Raw genomic sequence first — 6,185 nt, 5'->3', positions numbered from 1 at the left:
GATGTTCTTTACTCGGTCTGGTGGCCATAGCACGAGCAAAACACCCGATCCCATTCCGAACTCGGCCGTTAAGTGCCGTCGCGCTGATGGTACTGCGTCTCAAGACGTGGGAGAGTAAGTCACCGCCAGACCTAGTAAAGAACATTAATATTCTCTCGAAAACGATGCAAAACGCGGCCCTAAGCAGCCCTCCAGGCGGTAGGCCACGCAACATGGCGCGGGATGGAGCAGCCCGCGTTTGTTACAAACTCTCCTCGAGAGTTTGCTTGACACAAACGCCTCGTCAGGCTCATAACCTGAAGAGGAACTGCCAAAAGTGTCGCGGGATGGAGCAGCCCGGTAGCTCGTCAGGCTCATAACCTGAAGGTCGCAGGTTCAAATCCTGCTCCCGCAACCAACTTCAGCGAAAATATCGCCACGCACGGCGTCGAGCTTGCTCGGCGCCGATTTGCGTAGCATCTCCAGCAGGCTACCCTCGATCGACAGCCAGTGCCCCCGGGCGGCCTCGTCCCAGTGCACCACCACGCGGTCGACGAGCTCGTGCAGCTCGTCCGCCGCGCGCCCGGCGACGGACTCGTCCGACAGCGCCGCCGCCAGGTCGGCGACCATGGCCCGGTAAAGTTCGGGCAGGTTCTTGGGCAGCTCGACATCGGGCACGACCAGGTCCGCCCGCTTGCCCTGCATCTCCTTCAGCTCCCGGTCGACACTGTTCAGCCGCTCGACGAGCAGCGCCGGGTCCTGGCCGATCTCGTTGGCGCGCAGCAGGTTGCGCTTGCTGGTCTCCAGCTCCCCCTGCCGGGCATCATGCACCTGGAGCCGATCCACGGCGGCGTCCTGACTGTCCACCAGCCGTTCCCGGAACCGTTCCCGGAACCGGTCATAGGCCGCGGGCTTCATAAGCTCGGTGTGCAGCCCCGACAGGACGAGGGGCAGGGCGACGCTTTCGCGCAGTCCGCGGAAGCCCTCGCAGACACTGGGGCCCATCTCCTTGGCGCTGGCGCAGTAGTAGGTCCGGTATTTGCTGCTCCCGGCGACGGTCATCTTGCCGCCGCAGAGCCCGCAGTGCAGGAGACCCGACAGCAAATACTTTCGACGGCGCAAGACTTGTCCCGCCGAGAGCTTGTTGCGGTCCGTCGCGTTGATCTTCGAGCTGCGCTTCTTCTGTGCTGCCTGACGCGCCTTCACGGCATCCCAGAGGTCCTGATCGATGATGCGCAACTCCGGGACCTCGGATGTCCGCCATTCGCTCTCGGGGTTCAGCTGCGGCACCCGACGCTCGGTTTGCGGGTTCTTCACATAGGTGAGCCGGTTCCAGACCAGCCGGCCGATGTAGAGCTCGTTGTTTAGGATGCCGGTGCCGCGGACGCGGTTGCCGTTGATCGTGTTCTGCTTCCAGCGGCCCGACGATCGGCGGTTCGTGTCGGCGGAGGGCGAGGGGATGCCCTCGTCGTTGAGGCGGTTCGCGATCGCGATCGGCGACAGGCCTGCGGAGTAATCGCGAAAGATCCCCCGAACGACCGCTGCCTCGATGTCGTCGATCTTCCGTTTGCCCTTCACCGGTGCCCCGCGGGTGTCGGTGCCCGGTCGATAGCCATAGACGCGTCCGCCGGCGCTGAGTCCCTTTTCCACGCGACCCTCCAGGCCGCGACGCGTCTTCGTCGCCAGTTCTTCGAGAAAGATGGCGGCGAACATCGACGAGAGGCCGAGGGTCATGGCATCGACTTTGCCGCGCCCGGCGGTGTGGATCTCGACGCCGTGGAAGCGGGCGCTCTTGTAGAAGCCCGCAATGTGCTCGGCGTCACGGGAGATGCGGTCGAGGGATTCCGCAAGCACGATATCGAAGCCGCCGGTGGCGAGCCCTTCCGACAGGCGCTGGAACTCGGGTCGGGCCCGGCTCACCGTCCCGCTGACGGCACTGTCGGCAAACCGATCGACGATCACCCAACCCTGCTGCCGGGCATGGCGCTCGACGACGCGAAACTGGTCGTCGATCGACATCGGGTTTTGCATGTCGCTCGAGTAACGGACGTAGAGGGCGACACGCAGGGGGGAGGTGGGTGACTTGCTCATGGTTGTCTTCTTTCCGGGCTGCGGCCTCGACGGCACGCCTGGGCGATATATCCGCGAAGATTGCGGAGATGGTATGTCCAAAGGCGGCATGTCTTGTAGGTTGTGCGTGCCGCGTCAGGTGTCGCCTCCTGCTTCTCCCGCTCCTGCGAGAGCTTGCGGACAGCGGCTTCTGCGAGGAGGTCGATCAGTTTGTCGAGCGGCATCGGCGGAGTCCTTTCCAGTTCGGGCATTGAACAACCGACATGGCGGACGCCCAACCGAGCCTTCGTGGAGAGGGGTGGCCATCAGCGTCCGCGGGTCGCCCCGCGGACGCGTCTCTCTCACTTCAACAGCAGCGCCGCATGGACAAGCAGCAGCAGGATCAGCGCGCTACGCACGAGCAGGGTAGGGTGCCTGCGCCACAGCGCGCGCAGACAGCGAAACGAGCGTCTCATCGGGGCTCCTCGGTATGGAATGGATGGCGCGCCGGCGTCCTCGTAGCAGCGAAGGAGTGTTGGTCATCGCCGGCGCGCCGAACGCCGGGGAATCCAACCCCGGCGCCGGGACCTCGCGGTCTCTCAAGGGACGGCGCCCAGAGGGGCGCCGTCGTGTCAGTCCTCGTCGAACATGCGAAGGCTCATCTTGATCGCGTCGGCGAAGTTGACCGCCTTCCGGACCGCGTAATACAGCTCCTCGAGCGGCGGCAGGGCGGCCTGGAGCGCCTCGGCCTCCGGCGAGAGCCGGCGGTGGATGTCGAAGGCCTCGGACCCTCCGATCAGGCGCTCTCGCGGAATGGCGACTTTCTCCTCGAAGGTGCCGGCTGTGATCCCGCTGCGGACCTCCACGATGGCGACATCGAGGTAATAGGAGAGGGTCCCGTCGATGTCGGTCTCCTCGTCGAGGAACTCGATGGTCTCTTCGACCACCTGTCGCGCATCCGGGTCGAGATGCGGCACCACACGCTCCGTGAGGTGCCGGGCCATGCCTGACCGCCGCTCGAGAACGGCACGGACGAGGTCGACCTGCTGCTCCATCAGGTTCTTTGGCGGGAGGGCGTTCATTGCTGCACCTCCTTCCCGGAAAGGATCACGCGGCGCGGTGTGCGTCGCTCGACGGTGAAACTGCGGGCGCGGAGAACGCCTGTCCGAGAGCCGCGCCGGGAACGATGGTCGGCCGCGATGTCGTACTCGGTGTGAATCCGACAACGCACGGCATTCATTGCGTTGAAAGGAGCGCCGCCGAGGCGGCCGAGCACCGCCGAGCCCGTGGCTCGGCACACAGCGAAACCGCTGTGCTTCAGCGGCACGAGCAGCCGGCGCGCGCCGACGAAGCGGGTCGGTTCGTTCAGGCCCGCCGAAAGGTATTCGGCCGGACGACGGGCGTGCACCTCGTAGCCGATGTTGGAGCGGCGGCGGGAGGTGGTGCCGTAGGCCAGCAGCGCGTAGCGCTGGCCGCCATGCTCCTCGATGTCGAGGACGAGGCAGGGACGCGCCTTCGGGCGCCCGGTGTGGCCTTCTTCGGCCAAGGGGAAGCGGAACGAGACGATGTCGCCGTGGGTGATGAGGTCTTGCCAGGCAGGCGTCATCGAGAGAGTGGTCTGAATGCTATCGTGCATTGTCGGTATCCTTGTATGATGGATGTCCGACGCGCCCGATGTCCCTCCCTTCCTATCGGCCGGGACCTTTCGTCGTGCGCGTCACGAGACGCGCGCACGACGGAAGGGGCTGGCCCCTCCCTTTCCAATCTCCCTTTCCGGCCTCTCGGGGTGAGCCTGCGAGGGCGGGAACCTTGCCGGATACGATGAAGTGCCGAAGCTTGCGTTCGGGGGATCGCTCCTCAGCAGCTGAGCCTTTCGCCGGAATCAGCCGGGGTGCACCTGATTTCAAATGTCAGCTGTGCGGACCTTCCTGCCGTTCGCCGCACCTGCGAGGACCTTTCCGAGGAAGGGCGGGAGCCGAACATTCGCTGCGCTCCATGCTGAGGTCCGCTATGCGGATGAAACTTTCGGCAGTAGCTGCAGTAACTAAACGAGATGCTCGCAAAGAATTTTGCCCGAAGCAGATATGATGGCATACTTCGGAAAACGAATTGTCTGGACCTCAAGACTTCTGACCATTGGTAAAAATCTGGATGGCCGAAAATCCTTATCGCACTTGCCCTCGCGGCGGTGACTCGGTCGGCCCTTTCCAAGGGAACTCATATGAGACTTTGCCTCCTTCTTGAGGCAGTTATCGAACTGGCACCATCCCTGATTTAGGAGGTTTACAATGCGCACGAGTATTCTTTCGTTGGCAACTGCCGCAGCCTTTGCAGCAATGGTTCCTGTATCCTCCCAAGCGCAAAGTTGCCAAACCGTCGAGCTCAAAGCTGATTTTGCGACGGGAGACCTGAAAGGTTTGGCCCCCGCCGACGGCGTCGCCTGTTTCAACCTCAGGGTTCCGCGGGGCCAGAACATGAGCATCGAGCTTGTTGGCGGGCGAAACGTGTCGATTTCTGCGCCCGGCTACTACGATGCCCGCAATGACAGGATGTTTCTTGGAGATCTGCCTGGGCAGTTGGAGATCCGTGTTTTCCAGCTCATGCGTTCGGCCTCCCCGGAGCCTTTTGCCGTGCGAATCTGCTTTGAAGCACCTGGGAATGGTTAGATGAGTGTTCTCTATAACGCTGCGTCATCTATTGCCGCCTGATCGGAAATCAGCAGTTTTCGATTTGGGGCACCATACCAGCAGGAGGGGCGAAGAGCTCATAGCAGTAGGAAACGCAGCCGCTGCGAGATGTGAACGGCTGCTTGATGCGTTTCGTGCGAATGGCAGCTTTGGGCCATTGCCGTCGCGCTGTCTGAACTGGCGCGCGAGATGCCGCATCGCCCCCTCGGTAAGAATGGGCTCAGAGCGGTCAATCGTCCCGTGGATGATCGCTTTCAATCTGGGTGAGATCATCAGCATATCAGGTGATAGGTCAATGCGGCGGGGGACGTCCCTTCTTATCCCTTCGGGAGGGCGAGCGAAGATGGGTTCGGGAAGAGGTGCGGAACGCTCTTCCCGGGAGTGGGGGAGGTTCGGAGGCGAGCGCGGAGCGGCATCCTCCGGGAGCAGGGGGTCTTGGGGGAGTGCGGAACGATGACCCGAGCCCGTCGGGAGACGCCAGGGGGTGCAGGGGGAGTGGCGAACGATGACCCTGCCCTGGGTGTCCAGAGGGGCGGCGCGCGCTCTGGTCCGGCTGAAGGCCCCGGGCGGGTTCGGGAGGGCGGAGCGCCTCTCGAGCGGCGCATCAGCGGCGCCGGGGTCCGGGGGCGTCAGCCCCCGGCGAACGACAGCTGGAACGCAGGCCCGAAGGGCCGGAGTGCCAGCTGGTTAGTGAGTAGTCAGCTGATCAGAGTTGCCAAATGCACCCTATAGTTGCAAGTTGACGATGAGCCGCACGAAGCAATAATGCTTTTCAACTGCAATAAGAAATGACCGCATATAAGCGAAGGGGTGGAATTTGTCGTTCTTAAAGATTTCGGATGATCAAGAAAAGGCGCTATTGAATGGAGTGGTCTCCGGTAGCTATACCCTACTACTCGGGGCAGGAGCCAGCCATGACTCAAAAAATGGGTTCGGAAATATACCCTTAGCAGATAAGCTGAAAGAAGAGCTCCTCGATGCCACTCGTGTTTCGAAAAGCCACAATTTGCAGAGAGTATTTTCAGCACTTACAGAGGATGAGGTTGAACGTCTCATAACAAAGCGTCTGTCAGATTGCAGTCCGGGATACACGTGTAAAGCAATCTCGAAATTCAACTGGAGAAGGATATTTACGTTCAATGTGGATGATGCACTGGAGAACGAACTTTCTTCCTCGAAAAGGCAAAGCCTGAAGCCCATACACTTTTCAGATCCATTTGTCGATCTGCAAACCAACGCCGAGCTGCCGCTTGTATACTTGCATGGCACCGTGAAATCTCCAGAAAAGGGTTATGTATTCAGCAGGGACCAGTATTTGAGGATGATAAAGGGCGAGAACCCATGGATGGTTGTCCTGTCTGGAATTGTAAGGAATGACCCACTAATCATATCCGGATCATCTATGGATGAGGTCGATCTTGAATACTACCTCTCATTTAGATCAAAAGCTACCTCTCGAGAGGATGTAGG

Annotated in this window: 6 protein-coding genes, 1 tRNA gene and 1 rRNA gene; 4 read left to right on the top strand and 4 right to left on the bottom strand. The window is 61.3% G+C overall.

What is annotated here, in order from left to right:
• Positions 1-16: 16 nt before the first annotated feature.
• Positions 17-131 (top strand): 5S ribosomal RNA (gene rrf, locus CJ301_RS18240).
• Positions 132-320: 189 nt separating this feature from the next.
• A tRNA-Met gene (locus CJ301_RS18235) sits at positions 321-397 on the top strand.
• On the opposite strand, the gene CJ301_RS18230 is transcribed toward CJ301_RS18235, so the two are convergent.
• The 4 genes from CJ301_RS18230 to CJ301_RS18220 all read right to left on the bottom strand — a co-directional run bounded on the left by CJ301_RS18230 (position 376) and on the right by CJ301_RS18220 (position 3,664).
• Positions 376-2,070 carry a recombinase family protein gene (locus tag CJ301_RS18230; RefSeq protein ID WP_099278763.1) on the bottom strand — a complete coding sequence of 565 codons (1,695 nt, stop codon included), beginning with the start codon at positions 2,068-2,070 and terminating at the stop codon, positions 376-378. The genes CJ301_RS18235 and CJ301_RS18230 overlap by 22 nt on opposite strands.
• Positions 2,067-2,273: a hypothetical protein gene (locus CJ301_RS18930; RefSeq protein WP_162620629.1), complete on the bottom strand. Its 207-nt coding sequence runs from the start codon at positions 2,271-2,273 to the stop codon at positions 2,067-2,069. Before CJ301_RS18930 ends, CJ301_RS18230 begins: the two co-directional genes overlap by 4 nt.
• Positions 2,274-2,660: 387 nt before the next feature.
• Complete coding sequence (locus CJ301_RS18225; protein WP_099278762.1) at positions 2,661-3,110, bottom strand: hypothetical protein; 450 nt, start codon at positions 3,108-3,110, stop codon at positions 2,661-2,663.
• Entirely contained in the window at positions 3,107-3,664 is a 558-nt protein-coding gene (locus CJ301_RS18220) for a hypothetical protein (RefSeq protein ID WP_099278761.1), read from the bottom strand. The genes CJ301_RS18225 and CJ301_RS18220 overlap by 4 nt, the downstream gene beginning before the upstream one ends.
• A 652-nt stretch (positions 3,665-4,316) precedes the next feature.
• On the opposite strand from CJ301_RS18220, the gene CJ301_RS18925 reads away from it, so the two are divergent.
• The gene (locus CJ301_RS18925) at positions 4,317-4,694 is read left to right on the top strand and encodes a hypothetical protein (RefSeq protein ID WP_162620628.1); all 378 of its coding nucleotides are present in this window, start codon (positions 4,317-4,319) and stop codon (positions 4,692-4,694) included.
• An 838-nt stretch (positions 4,695-5,532) separates the two neighbouring features.
• Positions 5,533-6,185: SIR2 family protein (locus CJ301_RS18215; protein ID WP_173812393.1), on the top strand; the 653-nt coding region annotated here is incomplete at its 3' end.

Source organism: Limimaricola cinnabarinus (assembly GCF_002723615.1).
GTDB classification, from domain to species: Bacteria; Pseudomonadota; Alphaproteobacteria; order Rhodobacterales; family Rhodobacteraceae; genus Limimaricola; species Limimaricola cinnabarinus_B.
The sequence above is the reverse complement of the archived record's forward strand: the minus strand, read 5'-3'. Positions and strand labels throughout refer to the sequence as shown.

Coding starts and splice junctions, on each gene's coding strand:
- CJ301_RS18230 (WP_099278763.1), bottom strand. CDS start 2,070: ATGAGCAAGTCACCCACCTCCCCCCTGCGTGTCGCCCTCTACGTCCGT.
- CJ301_RS18930 (WP_162620629.1), bottom strand. CDS start 2,273: ATGCCGCTCGACAAACTGATCGACCTCCTCGCAGAAGCCGCTGTCCGC.
- CJ301_RS18225 (WP_099278762.1), bottom strand. CDS start 3,110: ATGAACGCCCTCCCGCCAAAGAACCTGATGGAGCAGCAGGTCGACCTC.
- CJ301_RS18220 (WP_099278761.1), bottom strand. CDS start 3,664: ATGCACGATAGCATTCAGACCACTCTCTCGATGACGCCTGCCTGGCAA.
- CJ301_RS18925 (WP_162620628.1), top strand. CDS start 4,317: ATGCGCACGAGTATTCTTTCGTTGGCAACTGCCGCAGCCTTTGCAGCA.